The following is a 15722-nucleotide window of genomic DNA, read 5'->3' on the forward strand; positions in this document are numbered from 1 at the left end:
CGACAAACCCGTACCCGCTTGCCGGGTCGGGCTTGCAACGCCTAGGTACGTCGCGTGAGTAGTCAGCAGACCAAACCGCCGCATCCCTTCACCTTCCCGGACTATCGTTCCTATCTTGTCGCGCGCTTTTCCAGCACGCTCGCGCAGAACGGCATGGTCGTGGTCATCGGGTGGCAGGTCTACGACATCGCCCGCCAGACGATGGATCTGAAGGACGCCGCCTTCCAGCTCGGCCTGATCGGCGTCGCGCAGTTCCTGCCGCTGCTCCTCCTCACCCTCGTCGTCGGCTGGACCGCGGATCGCATCGACCGCCGCTGGATCGCGCGCTGCGCGGTCCTGTTGGAAGCAAGCTGCGCCATCGCGCTCGCCGTCCTCGCCTGGAGCGACAGGACCACGCTCCCCGCGCTGTTCGGCATCGCCGCCCTCCTCGGCGTCGCGCGCGCCTTCGCCGGCCCCGCGTTGAGCGCACTCGCCCCGAACCTCGTCCCGCCCGCCTCGTTGCCGACCGCCATCGCGCTGTCGTCGATCGCGTGGCAGTCGGGCGGCATCGTCGGCCCCGCGGCGGGCGGCTATCTCTACGCGCACAGCCACTGGCTGCCCTTCGCCTGCGCCGCCGCGCTGTTTCTCGTCTCGTTCGTCGGGCTCATGACGATCGGCCCGATCGCCCGCACCGCGCTCGATCGCGGCGCCAATCCCTGGCGGCAGATGATCGACGGGCTCCATTATGTCCGCCACAACCGCATCGTGTTCGGCGCGATCTCGCTCGATCTGTTCGCCGTCCTGCTCGGCGGGGCGACCGCGATGCTGCCGATCTATGCGCGCGACGTGCTCAATGTCGGCGCCGAAGGGCTCGGCCACCTGCGCGCCGCGCCCGCCTTCGGTGCCGCGGCGACCGCACTCTGGTTCTCGTTCCGCCCGCTGAAGAACGAGGTCGGCGTGAAAATGCTGATCGCGGTCGGTGTGTTCGGCGCGGCCACCGTCGTGTTCGGCCTGTCGCGCAACGTCGCGCTGTCGCTGCTCTGCCTCGCGATCCTCGGCGTCGCCGACATGTTCTCGGTCTATGTCCGCCAATCGCTGATCCAGCTGTCGACCCCCAACGACATGCGCGGCCGCGTCGGGGCGGTGTCGTCACTGTTCGTCTCGGGCTCGAACGAACTGGGCGAGGCCGAGTCCGGCTTCCTCGCCGCGCTCATCGGCCCGGTCGCCGCGGTCGTGGCGGGCGGCGTCGGCGCGATCGGAATCGCGCTGCTCTGGTCGCGGCTCTTCCCCGAACTGCGCGCTGCGCGTACCTTCACGCCCCCCGCCCGGCTCGAAGATCCCCCGCTCACCCCCGCTCAGGAGACCCAGTCATGATCGCCGACAGCATCCTTTCGACCATCGGCCGCACGCCCCACGTCCGCGTCTCGCGGCTGTTCCCGGACGCGCAGGTCTGGATCAAGTCGGAACGCTCCAACCCCGGCGGGTCGATCAAGGACCGCATCGCGCTCGCTATGATCGAGGCGGCGGAGGCCGACGGCCGGCTGAAGCCCGGCGGTACGATCGTCGAACCGACCAGCGGCAACACCGGCATCGGCCTCGCCATGGTCGCCGCGGTGAAGGGCTATACCCTTGTCCTGGTCATGCCGGAATCAATGTCGATCGAGCGGCGCCGCCTTATGCTGGCCTATGGCGCCACCTTCGACCTGACGCCCAAGGAACGCGGCATGAAGGGCGCGATCGAACGCGCACTCGAAATCGTCGCCGAAACGCCCAACAGCTGGATGCCGCAGCAGTTCGAGAACCCTGCCAACATCGACGTGCATGTCACGACGACCGCTGAAGAAATCCTCGCCGACTTCCGCGACATGCCGCTCGACGCGATCATCACCGGCGTCGGCACCGGCGGCCACATCACCGGCGTGGCGGAGGTCCTGCGCAAGCATTGGCCCGACCTCAAGGTCTTCGCGGTCGAACCCACGTTGTCGCCCGTCATCTCCGGCGGCCAGCCCGGGCCCCACGCGATCCAGGGCATCGGCGCGGGCTTCATCCCCGCCAACCTCCACACCGATCTGCTGACCGGCGTGATTCAGGTCGACCCCGCCGCCGCCAAGGCAATGGCGCTCCGTTCCGCCTCCGAGGAAGGCATGCTCGTCGGCATCTCGTCCGGCGCCACGCTCCAGGCGATCGCGCAGAAGCTCCCCGAACTTGGCCCCGACGCCCGCATCCTGGGCTTCAACTACGACACCGGCGAACGCTACCTCTCCGTCCCGGATTTCCTGCCGGAACAGTGAGTTAAAGCAAGGCCCTCAACACACCGTCATCCCGGACTCGATCCGGGATCCCGCTTCTTCCTCAACCGGCAAGCGGGACCCCGGATCAAGCCCGGGGCGACGGTTGAGTAGGTTCGTCCCGAGCGTCCAACATCGCCACCACATCGAGCAGCGCCCGCGCCTCGCCCAGATGCAACCGCTCCACCATCCGCCCATCCACGCGGATCACCCCGACACCCTCCTGCCCGTCGAACGCGTCGACAATGCGCCGAGCCCAAGCCACCTCATCCGCCGCCGGACTATACGCCGCGTTGCACGCCGCGATCTGCGACGGATGGATCAACGTCTTGCCATCGAACCCCAGCGCCGCCCCCTGAGCGCATTGCCGCGCCAGCCCGTCCGCGTCGTCGATCGCGTTATGCACCCCGTCGAGCACCACCAGCCCGAACGCCCGCGCGGCCGCCACCGTCATCGCCAGCATGCCGCCAAACGCCGTCCGCTCCGTATCCAGCCGCGCCCGCATCTCCTTCGCCAGGTCGTTCGTCCCCAACACCAGCGCGCCCAGCCCCGGTGCGGACGCGATCGCCTCCAGCCGCAGCACCGACCTCGCCGTCTCGACCATCGCCCACAACGCAACCCCGTCCACCACTTGGCCGCGATAGGCGGCGACATCATCCGCCCCATCCACCTTCGACACCAGCACCGCATCCGGCCTGACCGCCGCCAGCGCATCGAGATCATCCGCCCCCCACGGCGTCCCCAGCCCGTTCACCCGAACCACCAGTTCGCGTGCGCCGAACCCGCCGTCGCGCACCGCCGCCACTGCCTGCGCCCGCGCCGCAACCTTCGCCTCGGGCGCCACCGCATCCTCCAGGTCAAGGATCACCACGTCGCACGGCAACCTGCGCGCCTTCTCGATCGCGCGCGCATTGGATGCGGGCAGGTACAGCGCACTGCGGCGTGGACGGACGATCATCAGGACCTCGCTTCTCGAATGACCATCGCCTAACCCGGCCGTCCCGACGCGGCAATCCGCCGCCCCCGAAAGCCCCGATGCCCCCACGCCGCTTCACCCGTTTCGCCGCGTTCGACTGGTCCGGCCGCGCCATCGCCCGCCCGCCCGGCATCACGCTGGCGGAATGCAGCACGGGCGACGCCGCCCCCATCCTGATCGCCCCCGACCGCGGCTGGTCGCGCCCCGCCGCGCTCGACTGGCTGCTCGCCCAGGCCGAGGCCAAGACCGACCTGCTCGTCGGCATCGATTTCTCTCCCGCGCTGCCGCACGCGGACGAGGGCGCCTACTTCCCCGACTGGTCCGAAACCCCGTCGGACGCCCGCGGTCTCTGGGCGCTCGTCGATCAACTCTGCGCCGCCGAACCGCACCTCTCGGCGTCGACCTTCACCAACCATACCGAAACCGCCCGCCACTTCCGTCATCGCGCGGGCGGCATGACATCCGTGGGTGACCGGTTCGAGGGCAGCATGGGCCGCCTCCGCGTCGTCGAACGCCGCTGCCGCGCGCTCAAACTCGGCAACGCGGTCAGCTGCTTCAACCTGATCGGCGCGTCGCAGGTCGGCAAATCCAGCCTCACCGGCATGCGCCTGCTCCACGCGCTCGCCGGCCGCGTCCCGATCTGGCCGTTCGACGCGGTCCCCGCCCACGGCCCGCTGATCGTCGAGATCTACACCACCATCGCCGCCCGCGCCGCTGGCCTCACCGGCAGCCGCACTAAGCTCCGCGACGGCCCCACGCTCGACACGGCACTCCCCAACCTCGACACCAAACCCCACACCACGCTCGCGCGCTACGACGACCACGCCACCGACGCACTGCTCAGCGCCGCCTGGCTCCGCCACGTCTCACAAGACGCCACCCTCTGGACCCCCGCCGGCCTCGACCAGGCGCTCGCCGCCACGGAGGGCTGGACCTTCGGCATCCCCTAACCGCTCCCTCTTGCCGCGAACGCGCGCGCAAGGCATGGATGCGCCGTGGCCGGGTTAGCTCAGCTGGTAGAGCAACCGCCTTGTAAGCGGTAGGTCGTCGGTTCGAGTCCGACACTCGGCACCACCACCCGCGACATCGCCAGCAGATTAAGTCAGCCACGAACGGCGGACTAAATCCTGGCATCCGGCGCCGACCGCCCGGAAACCTGGACCGGGACCGGGACCGGGACCGGGACCGGGACCGGGACCGACAGGCCGAACCCGCGGGTGGGGATCGCACCAGCGCTCCGAAGGTTTTGCCTTGGTGCAGATGGTGAAGCAGCTATGAGTACCCCACCCCCATCGTTTGCATTTCCTCCGGCAGAGCGATTTCATGAACCAAGTTTCCGTTGTTACCCTCGGCAGGGGGCGTCCCGACCATCTCGTCAACGTTGTCCACGGCCTGATGCGGCAGACACTGCCGCCGACCGAGCTGATCGTCGCCGTCATGCAGGACGAACTCTACGTGCTGCCGGACGCGCCGTTTCCCGTCCGCCAGATCCAGATCGTCGCCGATACCCTGCCCCTGGCGGCGGCGCGCAACGCCGCCGCGGTGGCCGCGACGGGCGACATCATCGTCTTCCTCGACATGGACTGCATCCCCACCCCGACGCTGATCGCCGACTATGCTGGCTTCTTCGAAACGTTCGAAGGGTTGCTAATGGGCGAGGTCCTGTACCTGCCGGGCGACACCGCCGTCGGGGAACTGTCCTACGAACGGTTCGCGGAGGTTGCGGTCAAGCACTCCGACCGTCGCGGCCCGCCGGCGCACGGCATCGAGATCTGCAACGACTATCGCTGCTTCTGGTCGCTGAACTTCGCGATGCGGCGCGCGACCTTCCTTGGCCTTGGCGGCTTTGACGAGCGCTATGTCGGCTACGGCGGCGAGGACACGGATTTCGGCAAGGCGCTGGCCGAAGCCGGCATCCCGATCGCGTGGATCAAGGGCGGCCTCGCCTATCACCAATATCATCCCCACCACATGCCACCGGTCCATCATCTCGACAGCGTGGTGCGCAATGCTGAACTGTTCGAAACCAAATGGGGCTACCGGACCATGGACCATTGGCTCCATGCGTTCCGCCTTATGGGCCTGATCGATCTGGCGCCGGGTCGACCAATCCGCATCCTGCGCCGGCCGGATGCCGCAGATCTGGCACTCACCGGCCAGCAGAGCCACCAGCCCTATGCCAATACGGCGGTCGTCATTCGCCTGCTGGAGGCGCGCCTGGCGGCAACCCGGGAAGTCGCGGCGGCCGAGTGAAGATCGCGGTCCTCTGTCATGTCCGCCAGCCGATCGCCCAGCCCTTCGCCGGCGGAATGGAGTCGCAATGCTGGCATCTGGCGGCGGGTCTCCAGGCGCGCGGCCATGACGTCGTGCTGTTCGCCTCGGGGGATAGCGACCCGCGGTTCGCGATCGATGCCGTCGTGCCCGAACATTATGAGCGGACCTTCCCCGGCGCCGAACATCGCGGCTTCGCACCGCTGATTGCCTACCTGGACAGCGCCTATGCCACCGCATGCGACCGGATCGCCGCCGGTGGCTTCGACGTCGTCCACAACAACAGTTTGCACCGCTTCCCGCTCGCCCCTCAGCCGACGGCGGCGGTCCCCACCGTCACCTCGTTGCACGTCCCGCCCTATGACGCGCTGCGCTGGTTCGTGCAGTCCGGCGTCGTGCCCGGTCATCGGCTGACGGTAACGTCACAGGCGCAACTTTCCGCATGGTGGCCCGACGGGGCGCCGGCCGAAGCGTCGATCCTCTACAACGGCATCGATCCCGACGCTTGGCCGTTCGTGGCGCAGGGCAACGGCAGCGCGGTCTGGTGCGGACGCATGACGATGGACAAGGGCCCCCACCTCGCCGCGCAGGCCGCGCGGCTGGCGGGTGTCCCGCTCAACTTGTTCGGGCCGATTGAGGATCATGATTACTGGGCAACCGCGGTCGAACCGCTGCTCGGTGGCGACATCCGGTACGGCGGCCATCTGGACGCCACCGGCCTCGCCGCGGCGATCGGTCGGGCCTCGGTGTTCGTCTTCACGCCGTGCTGGGACGAACCGTTCGGCCTCGTCGCGGTCGAGGCCATGGCGTGCGGCGTGCCGGTGGCGGCATTCGACCGGGGCGCCGTGCGCGAGATCGTCGGCGGAACCGGCCGGTTCGCCCCGCCCCTAGACGTCCCCGCCCTCGCCCAGGCTATCGTCGCCGCGCGGCACACCCCCCGCAGACCGCAACGCGCCCGCGTCGAGGCGCTCTTTACGCGCAATCGCTGGCTCGACCGGTGCGAGTCCCTGTACCGCGACCTCATCGCCGCCCGGTCGGCCAAGGTCGCATGACGCCGGCGGACCCGATAGCCGCGCAGCAAGCCGCACTCGGCGCGCTGTATCGTACGCATGTCGCGCCCGGTTCGCGGTATGCGCTGGTCGATTTTCCCGACCACGCCAATGTCGGCGACAGCGCGATCTGGCTCGGCGAACTCACGATGCTGCGACAAGTGACCGGGCACGACCCCTGCTACGTGTCCACCTGGCACGATTTCGACGCCGACGCCTTTCGCCGCGCCTGTCCCGACGGCACGCTTTTCCTGCACGGTGGCGGCAACCTCGGCGATATTTGGGTCCATCACCAGCAGTTCCGCGAGCATATCCTGTCCACGATCCGCGACCGCCCGATCGTGCAGCTGCCGCAATCGATCCATTTCCGCGACCCCGCGCGGGCCGACCGCTTCGCCGCGCTGGCCGGCGCCCATCCCGATTTTGTCCTCTACGCCCGCGACCGACGTAGCCTTGAATTCGCCCGACAACATCTCGCCTGCCCGTCGCAGCTCGCCCCGGACTCGGCCTATGCGCTGGGCCGGCAAGCGCGGGGGGCACCGATTTGCGACCTGCTGATGCTCATGCGCACCGACGATGAGCGGCGGGGATATGCCGTGCCGCCGACGTCCGACGCGACCGTCGTCGACTGGCTCGAAGACCGCCCAGGGCTCCCGCCCGGCGTCGACCCCGCGGCGCGCGAAGCCCAGGCGACCGCGCGGGTCGACCGCGGCTTCCGCCTGCTCGCACAAGGCCGCGTCGTCGTGACGGACCGGCTCCACGGCCACATTCTCGCCGATCTGCTCGGCATCCCGCACGTCGCGCTCGACAATGATTACGGCAAGGTCGCCGCTTATCTGGACGCGTGGCCGGCATCGTCCGCGCTGGTGAGGACCGCAACGACGATGGATCAGGCGCTGGATCTCGCCGGGCGGTTCGGCCGCGTCGCGTGACGGACGGCCCCGTCGACGTCAGCCTGCTGATCTGTACGCGCAACCGCGCGCCGTCGATCGCCGCGACGCTCGCCTCCGTCACCCGGGCCGCAGCATACGTCGCCGACACAATCTCCATCGAGGTGATCCTCGTCGACAATGGTTCGACCGATGATACGCCGTCACGGTTGAGGCAGTGGCAGGCGGCTCAGCCCTTTCCGGTTCGCCTTGTCTCCGAACCACGTCCGGGCCTTGCCCGCGCCCGCAACACGGGGCTGGCCGCGTACCAGGGCCGCATCGTCGCCATGACGGACGACGACTGCACCGTTCACGCGAACTATTTCGCCGCGCTCGTGGCCGCGTTCGCCCGCGAGGCTGGCCCCGCAATCATCGGTGGCCGCATCCTGCTCGGCAATCCGGCCGATCTGCCGGTGACGATCAAGCTTGAGGATCACCCGATGGTGGCACCGTCGGGCGGCTTTCCGGGGGGCTTCGTCATGGGAGCGAACCTGGCGTTCGATGCCCGGGTCCTGACGTCAGTCGGACGGTTCGACGAACGGTTCGGCGCCGGGGCGCCGTTCGTCGCCGCCGAGGATACGGACTATCTGTTCAGGGCGAGCCGGCTGGGGATCGCCCTGCTCTACGATCCCGCGATCGTCGTCGATCATCATCACGGTCGCCGCCGTATCGCGGATGAAAACATCCTGCTCGCGGGCTACAGTTTCGGCGATGGCGCGTTGTACGCCAAATACGCGTTCAGTAACGCGCGGTCCGCTCGCGCAATCCTGGCCGACATCTTCGACCTTCGCCTCGACATCACCCGCCCGGTTACGACACATGCCGGAATAAAATACTTCTACTGTTTTCGCCTCCGCCACAAGGCACGCGGGTTTGGGTATTTCTGGCTGAGGACCCTACAATCGACCATGTCTCGAACCGCACAACGTCACGGACGATCCCGAACAATCAGATCAGATCATTAGATTTCCTGGTACGCTGTAACCTCAACGGAACAACCAAACGCAATATCATCCGAGAAAGCCTCCTCGGGACGCCAGCAAGCAACCGAACAACCTGCGTCGGCAGCCAAAGCCAGCACTCCTCAGACCGTTAGCCGGCGGCAAGCCACGCATCGCTGCACATCAGGATGAGTTCACGTCTGGCCGCCGGCTCTGCAAAATGCGCCTCGGCGACCGACCGCTCCTGCGCCGGCAAGCGACGTATGATGTCCGAGACACTGCGACATTGACCAGACCGTGCCAGATCAAATGCCAGTTCAATCGCGGAAATTGTCGTCATTGCGCTCCCCGAGCGGGGTGCGATACCCCGCAACGTCCGTCGTGATATCGGTTTTGTCCGATACCGCCAATCGACGATGGTGGACACCGCCGAACTCTGGTCAAGATCGACCGATCTTGGCGTGCGGCGATCACGTGACCGGCGAATGCCTCCCTCGACGGCCCTCACCAGCCACAGTCCCGCGTTCGCCTACATTGGCGGCGTGATGCCGTCTTTGCCGATCGCGACGGACTTGGCGCCTTCCTTGCCGGCGGTCATGACGGCGAACACCCTCTGGCCCTTGGCGAGTACCGCGCGGGTTGTCGGCTCGAACCGAACGACCGGTATGTTGGCGGGCACCACGACCTGAGCCTTCCCGCCTTTGTAGGAAATCGTCAGCTTGGTTTCGCCCGGCGCCGCCGCGCCTCCTGTCACGGTGCCGTTCGTCATCGTGGATTGCTGATCGACCGTTCCGTTGGTCATCGCGCTTTGCTGATCGACCGTACCATTCGTCATGGAACTCGAACCGTTCGTGCCGCCGCCGGCGGAAGCGACCACTCCCGGAACGTCCCAGGGATAATGCCCCTCCCCGGTACCCCGCATCGCCTCGGGAAAGATGACCAGTTCGACGGCGCGCAGTGCATCATCCGGCCCGGTCGTCGCGGTGCCGATGAAATCGCCGTTCTTCAATTCCGACAGGCTCGAATTCACGACCCAGGCAAAGCCTGTCGTCGCATCCACCGGCACGCTGACCGACTGCCCGTCATAGGTCCGGACCGTCAACGCCTTTGCGTCGATTGCTTCAACGACACCGCGAACCCGCGTGACGGCCGGTGTCGTGCTCGCCGTAGCGCTGGAATTGCTGTCAGCAGGCTGCGTCCCGCCACACCCGCCCAGCACGGCGATCATTCCACTCAGCAAGGCCAGCTTGAGGATCCTCGTCGTGTTCGTCATCGTTTCAGATCCTTCAAGACTGACTGTTCATCGACAGAACGGTGCGAACATTACGCAGCAGTACGGACATCGGCACCGTCGTACCCGCCAAACGTCCAATGGGGATCGCGGGTCCGTTGCTGACGCGGTGCCGCCTGCCGCAACCCTTCGATCAGCCGGTTCAGGACACGCCCGCTATGTGCGGCGCCGCCCTCGCCCGGCGCAAGGCACGGGCGCGGATCCGGACCGCCTCCACTCCACGCGAAGCATGACCTGCGTGATCTACGATCCGCCCAGTCTTCGGACGATCCCGCCTCGCAGGACGCGTGTTCAGTCCTGACGAACGCAGCAAGCAGGCTCTGCAACGTGAAGACCTGTAGCCGCACCCGCCGCACTCTCGCCCCGTCAGAACAACGCCTCGATACAGCTACAGCCCCATGCCTCGCGCTGTGAGGTAGGCTGCCAAGCGGAGCGCAAGAGGCTCAGCCCTTCGCTCGCGACACAAAAACAGGGATGAAAACTATGCCACGAGCCATTGCGTGTTTCATATTTATGAAACAGTCTTCGCACGTGCAGCAAAGGATTCTTGCGCTACAGGGGGCTGTTTTGAACGATTCCACTCTCCATGACCTTGATCGAACCGACTACCGCTTGTTGCGGGAAATTGTCGAAGACGGCCGGATTTCGGATGTGACGCTGGGCGAGCGGGTTCACCTGTCGAGTACCGCCGCATCGCGTCGGCGCAAGATCCTGGAGGAACGCGGCATGGTGCCGCACTATACCGCCAGTCTGGATCTCAACCGGCTTGGTCTTGGGATCGTGGTCCATGTTTCGATCGAACTACAGTCGCAGGCGGAACATCTGCTCAATGAATTCGAAGCGGCGGTCATCAAATGCCCGTCGATGAGTTATTGCAGCTTCGTTTCTGGCGACACGGATTTCATGATGATCGTGCACGTCCGCTCATTCGAGGACTACGACCGCGTCTACCGCAGCGAGATTTCGACCCTGCCACACGTCGCCAAGATCCGCAGCAGCTTCGTCATGCGGCGAGTCGCCGATCGCATGGTACCGCCGGCGCTTTTCCAAGGCCGTACATAATATACGGAACAGGCGCTTGACTGGAGCCGGCGAGTGTTTCGCAGCGTATCGACCCCATCTGACGCAGATATCCGGCGTCGCAGGGCAGATCATGGTTAGCCTTTAGCAGGAAGCTGCGTGCACGCTGCGCTATAGTACGGATCTCGGCAGTTGGTCGACAGTATAGTCACTGTCGCGAATGCCAGAGTAATCGGCATCCGGAATATCGGGGCTGATGTAGCAGAAGCGATGCTCAATTCGCCGCATGGGGTAATGCGGTACATACAGGGCGTCGTCTACGCGAGATGCGTATTGTCTGCATATGGGAGAGGGTCGCCATCGGCATGATTTGATGCACATTGGGGGGACTCATTTACATGACCGTGTTCGCAGCGAAGATTGCCAGCCGCAGGACGATGACGTCACGCACGCTATTGCTCGCGACCGTCGGGGTCATGGCATCGACCATCGCAGTCCGGCCGACACATGCCGCGCAAGTGACCGCCACAGCTGCGGTCGGCGATCCCGCGGCATCGGCCGCCACGCAGGACAGCGAAACCGTCGCGCCGCAAGCGACGACCGAACCGACCGCGGACGGGGATGCGCCGGTCTCCGCGGACGAGGTGACGGTCACCGGCACACGGATCGTGCGCGACGGGTACAGTGCACCGACCCCGGTGACGGTCCTCGGTCGTGCCGAGATCGCTGCGCAGGCACCGGCCAACATCGCCGATTTCGTCAACCAGCTGCCGGCGATCGCGGGCAGCGGCACGTCCGGTACGTCGTCCGGCGGCTTGTCGAACGCGGGCGCCGGCATCAATTCGATCAGCCTGCGCGGGCTCGGAGCCGGCCGGACGCTGGTGCTGCTGGACGGTCAGCGATCGGTCGCGTCCTCGGTCGGTGGTCTGGTCGACATCAACACGATCCCGCAGGACCTAGTCGAGCGGGTCGAGGTCGTGACCGGGGGCGCATCGGCGGCTTATGGTTCGGATGCGGTTGGCGGCGTCGTGAACTTCATCCTGGACAAGAGCTTCAAGGGCCTCCGGATCGGGACGGATCAGGGCATTTCCTCCCGCGGGGACGGACGGAACTACAAGTTCACGGCCAGTGCAGGTTTGTCGCTGGCCGACGACCGGCTGCACATCCTGCTGAACGGCGAATATTTCAAGCAGGAGCCGGTCGATACCATCGATCGCGACTGGAACCGGTCGGGCTATTTCCAGATCAACAACCCTGCCTACACCGCGACGAACGGCGAGCCGCAGCGGCTCGTCGGGTCCGGCTTCGGACCAAGCGGGTACACGTCCGGCGGGCTCATCGGCTCGGGTCCGCTGCGGGGCACTTACTTCCTGGGTGCCGGACAGACGGCGCGGCTGACCTACGGCGCGACATTGAGCCCGTGGATGGTCGGCGGCGATACCCAGACGACGCTGGACGGGCATATCGGCACCAACTCGCTGATCCCGGATGACAGGCGGATCGGCCTGTTCAACCGCACGGCGTTCGACATCACGCCCGATATCACGGTATACGGCCAGCTCGCCTATAACCGGTCCGACAGCAGCAGCTTCTATCAGCAGACGCCGAGCACCGGCGTCGTGATCCAGCGCGACAACGCGTATCTGAACCAGCAATATCCGTCGGTCGTGGCGGAGATGCTGGCCAGTGGCGTCAACAGTTTCACGATGGGGACGAGCAACGCCGGCTTCCCCGTGCCGGGCAGCAGCATCCGCCGCGAAGTGTACCGGCTGGTAGGTGGGGCGGAGGGCAAGTTCGAGTTGCTCGGCAAGCGCTGGACCTGGAACGGCTATTACCAGCACGGCGTGACGAAGTCGCATGAGGAGCTGACCAACACCTGGAACAACGCGCGGATGGCGCTGGCGCAGGATGCGGTGGTTTCGAACGGACAGATCGTGTGCCGGTCGACGCTGACCGATCCGACCAACGGTTGCGTGCCGATCGACCGGATCGGTACTGACGGACCGTCCGCCGCCGCGCTGAACTATATCTACACCGACGATCAGCCGCAGCGCGATCAGACGATCAAGCAGGACGTCGCGGCAGCAACGGTCAGCGGCGGGCTGTTCGACCTGCCCGGCGGGGCGGCCGCGGTGGCGGCGGGTCTCGAATATCGCAAGGAACAGATCAACGGAACGGTTGATGCGGTGTATAACACCGGCTGGTTGTACGGGAACTTCCTGGTCAATCGCGGTGAATATACTGTCAAGGAAGGGTTCGTCGAAGTCGACCTGCCGTTGTTCACCGGGTTCAACCTGAACGCGGCGGGGCGCTACACGGATTACTCGACATCGGGTGCCGTCCAGACGTGGAAGGTGGGCGCGACGTTCCAGCCGATCGACGATATCCGGTTCCGCGGGACGATCAGTCACGATATTCGCGCGCCCAATCTTCAGGAGCTGTTCGCCGCCGGCACCGCGCGGACCAACACCGTCATCATCCCGGCGAACGCGAATGCGTGGGCGACCGGATCGCTGCAGTTCGTGCAGAATCAGATCGGCAACCGCGACCTGCGCCCTGAAGTGGCCGATACCTGGACCGTCGGAACGGTGGTGACGCCAAGTTTCCTGCCCGGTTTCTCCGCGTCGTTCGACTATTACGACATCAAGATTGACAAGGCGATCGGTAACGTCACCGCGCAGGATACCGTCGATCTATGTTACTCACTGGCGATCGCCGAATATTGCGCGAACATCCAGTTCACCGGCAGCACGCTGACCAGCATCCTGCTGCGCCCGATCAATTTCGCGACGCAGCGCGAAAAGGGCTTCGACATCGAGGCGAGTTACCGGTTCGACCTGTCCGCGATTGCAGAGACGTTACCCGGCAAGTTCAGTCTGCACGGCGCGGTGACCCACTATATCGAAAACGTCATCGACAACGGGATCAGTTTTCCGATTGATTATGCGGGGGTGAACGGCGGCAGCCTGGCCGGCACCTATTCCTCGCCCAGCTGGGTGTACCGGATCAGCGCCTTCTACGAAGTTGAGCCGGTGACGTTGAACATGGTCGTCCGCGGCTTCGGGTCCGGGGTGTACGGCAATGATTATATCGAGTGCACGTCCGGCTGCCCGGCATCGACGACCCAGTACCGCACGATCAACGACAACAATATCGACGGTGCGACCTATGTCGATCTGTCGATCGGGACGAAGCTGAAGGGGCTCGGCGGCGACACGACGCTGACCTTCGTCGTGAACAATCTGCTCGACCGCGATCCGGAGCTGATCGGCAACGGGCCGGACGGGAACAACGTGCCGGCCTACGCCCAGACATCGCGGTCCAACTACGACGTGATCGGTCGCCAGTTCCGCATTTCCGCCCGCGCCCGCTTCTGATGACGCGGCTGACAAGGATGATCACGATGCGCAAGACGATGATGGCGGGCCTCCTGGCCGCCACGCTGCCCACCGCTGCGCTGCAAGCGGCGGCCCCCAAGGCCCTGAAGGCGGAGGCCGCGGCCGCGGTGGACGCGCAGGCCAAGCAGATCCAGGTGATGGTAGACCAGGTGTTCAGTTTCGCCGAACCCGGTTTCCAGGAGGTCCGGACATCGGAATATCTGACCGGTATCCTGGAGAAGAACGGCTTTACGGTGACCCGCGGCGTGGCCGGCATCCCGACCGCGTTCACCGCGACATGGGGCAGCGGCGGGCCTCTGATTGCGCTGGGTAGCGATATCGACGATCTGCTCGGCGTGTCGCAAATTCCGGGCATCCCCAACCAGAAGGCGATGATCGAGGGCGCGCCGGGCCATGGCGAAGGCCATAATGCGGGCATGCCGCTGGTCATCGCCGCCGCGATCGCCGCGAAGAAGGTGATGGAGGAACGCAAGATCCCGGGCCGGCTGATGCTGTGGCCGGGGGTCGCGGAGGAATTGCTCGCGACCAAGGCCTTCTATGTGCGCGACGGCCTGTTCAAGGGAGTCGACGCCTGCATATTCACCCATGTCGGCAGCGAGTTCGGCACCGCGTACGGCGATCTCGGCCAGAACGGGATGGTGTCGGTCGAATACACCTTCCACGGCAAGACCGCCCATGCGGCCGGTAGCCCGTGGGACGGTCGCAGCGCGCTCGACGGGGTGGAGGTGATGGACACGGCGTGGAATTTCCGCCGCGAACATCTGCCGCTGACCCAGCGGTCGCATTATGTGATTACCAACGGCGGCGGACAGCCGAACGTCGTGCCGGACAAGGCGTCGGTCTGGTATTATTTCCGCGACCGGACATTCGGCGCGGTGCGCAACCTGTACGAAATCGGCAACCAGATATCGGAGGCCGCAGCCAAGGCCACGGGCACCACCGTCACACGTCAGACGCTGGGCTATGCCGCGCCGAATTTTGCGAACAAGCCGATCGCGGAAGCAGCACAGCTGAACATCGAAGCGGTTGGCATGCCGAAATGGTCCGCCGACGATCAGGCGTTTGCCCGTGCGGTGCAGGAAACCAACCAGCGCAAGGTCGAACCGCTGAAGTCCGCGGTCACACCGCTGTCGACGCCGCAGAACCGGCCGGACCGGCAGGGCGGCGGATCGGACGATATCGGGGATATCATGTGGGCAGTGCCCACCATCACCATCCGCTTCCCGTCGAACATCCCAAACGTGATCGGCCATCATGTGACCGCCGCGATGGCGATGGCGACGCCGATCGCGCACAAGGGTGCGGTCGCGGGCGCGAAGGCGCTGGCGATGACGGTGCTGGACCTTATGACGACGCCCAAGCTGGTCGCCGATGCCAAGACCTACTTCACCGACGTGCAACTGAAGACGGACAGCTACGCGCCCGTCCTCACCGCGGCGGACAAGCCGGCGATCTGGCTGAATGCCAGGACCATGGCCGAAATGCGTCCCGCCATGGAGAAGCATTATTACGACCCGGCCAAATACGACACCTATCTCGAGCAGATCGGCGTCACCTATCCGACGGTGAAGCCGCAATGA

13 protein-coding genes and 1 tRNA gene are annotated in these 15722 nt (G+C 65.8%); 11 read left to right on the plus strand and 3 right to left on the minus strand.

What is annotated here, in order from left to right:
- The first annotated feature begins 54 nt into the window (after nt 1-54).
- Nucleotides 55-1353 carry an MFS transporter gene (locus tag IEX50_RS15550; protein WP_229674107.1) on the plus strand — a complete coding sequence of 433 codons (1299 nt, stop codon included), beginning with the start codon at nt 55-57 and terminating at the stop codon, nt 1351-1353.
- A complete protein-coding gene (cysK, locus tag IEX50_RS15555; protein WP_157177766.1) occupies nt 1350-2270 on the plus strand; it encodes a cysteine synthase A in 921 nt (306 codons plus the stop codon). Before IEX50_RS15550 ends, cysK begins: the two co-directional genes overlap by 4 nt.
- A gap of 85 nt (nt 2271-2355) precedes the next feature.
- On the opposite strand, the gene IEX50_RS15560 is transcribed toward cysK, so the two are convergent.
- Nucleotides 2356-3225: an HpcH/HpaI aldolase/citrate lyase family protein gene (locus tag IEX50_RS15560; protein WP_157177765.1), complete on the minus strand. Its 870-nt coding sequence runs from the start codon at nt 3223-3225 to the stop codon at nt 2356-2358.
- Between the two features lie 77 nt (nt 3226-3302).
- On the opposite strand from IEX50_RS15560, the gene IEX50_RS15565 reads away from it, so the two are divergent.
- The 6 genes from IEX50_RS15565 (at nt 3303) to IEX50_RS15590 (ending at nt 8457) form a co-directional block, all read left to right on the plus strand.
- Entirely contained in the window at nt 3303-4193 is an 891-nt protein-coding gene (locus IEX50_RS15565; protein WP_157177764.1) for a hypothetical protein, read from the plus strand.
- Between the two features lie 48 nt (nt 4194-4241).
- Nucleotides 4242-4317 (plus strand) — tRNA-Thr (locus IEX50_RS15570).
- A 321-nt stretch (nt 4318-4638) separates the two neighbouring features.
- On the plus strand, nt 4639-5496 hold the full coding sequence (locus tag IEX50_RS15575) for a galactosyltransferase-related protein (protein ID WP_229674108.1): 858 nt from the start codon (nt 4639-4641) through the stop codon (nt 5494-5496).
- Nucleotides 5493-6566 carry a glycosyltransferase gene (locus tag IEX50_RS15580; protein WP_157177762.1) on the plus strand — a complete coding sequence of 358 codons (1074 nt, stop codon included), beginning with the start codon at nt 5493-5495 and terminating at the stop codon, nt 6564-6566. The genes IEX50_RS15575 and IEX50_RS15580 overlap by 4 nt, the downstream gene beginning before the upstream one ends.
- Nucleotides 6563-7495: a polysaccharide pyruvyl transferase family protein gene (locus IEX50_RS15585; RefSeq protein ID WP_157177761.1), complete on the plus strand. Its 933-nt coding sequence runs from the start codon at nt 6563-6565 to the stop codon at nt 7493-7495. Before IEX50_RS15580 ends, IEX50_RS15585 begins: the two co-directional genes overlap by 4 nt.
- Nucleotides 7492-8457, plus strand: a complete 966-nt coding sequence (locus IEX50_RS15590; protein WP_157177760.1) for a glycosyltransferase family 2 protein — start codon at nt 7492-7494, stop codon at nt 8455-8457. Before IEX50_RS15585 ends, IEX50_RS15590 begins: the two co-directional genes overlap by 4 nt.
- 127 nt (nt 8458-8584) lie before the next feature.
- Here the strand turns inward: IEX50_RS15590 and IEX50_RS15595 are convergent, their stop codons facing one another.
- Together IEX50_RS15595 and IEX50_RS15600 are read right to left on the minus strand one after the other, a co-directional pair.
- Entirely contained in the window at nt 8585-8773 is a 189-nt protein-coding gene (locus tag IEX50_RS15595; protein ID WP_157177759.1) for a hypothetical protein, read from the minus strand.
- Between the two features lie 189 nt (nt 8774-8962).
- Nucleotides 8963-9706, minus strand: a complete 744-nt coding sequence (locus IEX50_RS15600) for a hypothetical protein (protein ID WP_198350721.1) — start codon at nt 9704-9706, stop codon at nt 8963-8965.
- A gap of 531 nt (nt 9707-10237) precedes the next feature.
- Between IEX50_RS15600 and IEX50_RS15605 the strand changes: the two genes are divergently transcribed.
- The 3 genes from IEX50_RS15605 (at nt 10238) to IEX50_RS15615 (ending at nt 15722) form a co-directional block, all read left to right on the plus strand.
- A complete protein-coding gene (locus IEX50_RS15605) occupies nt 10238-10786 on the plus strand; it encodes an Lrp/AsnC family transcriptional regulator (protein ID WP_157177758.1) in 549 nt (182 codons plus the stop codon).
- A gap of 356 nt (nt 10787-11142) precedes the next feature.
- Nucleotides 11143-14121: a TonB-dependent receptor plug domain-containing protein gene (locus IEX50_RS15610; RefSeq protein ID WP_229674109.1), complete on the plus strand. Its 2979-nt coding sequence runs from the start codon at nt 11143-11145 to the stop codon at nt 14119-14121.
- A 26-nt stretch (nt 14122-14147) separates the two neighbouring features.
- Nucleotides 14148-15722: an amidohydrolase gene (locus tag IEX50_RS15615; protein WP_229674110.1), complete on the plus strand. Its 1575-nt coding sequence runs from the start codon at nt 14148-14150 to the stop codon at nt 15720-15722.

The organism is Sphingomonas prati, assembly GCF_014643515.1.
Lineage (GTDB): Bacteria > Pseudomonadota > Alphaproteobacteria > Sphingomonadales > Sphingomonadaceae > Sphingomonas_R > Sphingomonas_R prati.

Bases quoted from the DNA above. Each gene is read 5' to 3' on its own strand.
- IEX50_RS15565 (WP_157177764.1), top strand. From the start codon at position 3,303: ATGCCCCCACGCCGCTTCACCCGTTTCGCCGCGTTCGACTGGTCCGGC.
- IEX50_RS15610 (WP_229674109.1), top strand. From the start codon at position 11,143: ATGACCGTGTTCGCAGCGAAGATTGCCAGCCGCAGGACGATGACGTCA.
- IEX50_RS15615 (WP_229674110.1), top strand. From the start codon at position 14,148: ATGCGCAAGACGATGATGGCGGGCCTCCTGGCCGCCACGCTGCCCACC.
- IEX50_RS15560 (WP_157177765.1), bottom strand. From the start codon at position 3,225: ATGATCGTCCGTCCACGCCGCAGTGCGCTGTACCTGCCCGCATCCAAT.
- IEX50_RS15575 (WP_229674108.1), top strand. From the start codon at position 4,639: ATGCGGCAGACACTGCCGCCGACCGAGCTGATCGTCGCCGTCATGCAG.
- IEX50_RS15600 (WP_198350721.1), bottom strand. From the start codon at position 9,706: ATGACGAACACGACGAGGATCCTCAAGCTGGCCTTGCTGAGTGGAATG.
- IEX50_RS15595 (WP_157177759.1), bottom strand. From the start codon at position 8,773: ATGACGACAATTTCCGCGATTGAACTGGCATTTGATCTGGCACGGTCT.
- cysK (WP_157177766.1), top strand. From the start codon at position 1,350: ATGATCGCCGACAGCATCCTTTCGACCATCGGCCGCACGCCCCACGTC.
- IEX50_RS15605 (WP_157177758.1), top strand. From the start codon at position 10,238: ATGAAACAGTCTTCGCACGTGCAGCAAAGGATTCTTGCGCTACAGGGG.
- IEX50_RS15585 (WP_157177761.1), top strand. From the start codon at position 6,563: ATGACGCCGGCGGACCCGATAGCCGCGCAGCAAGCCGCACTCGGCGCG.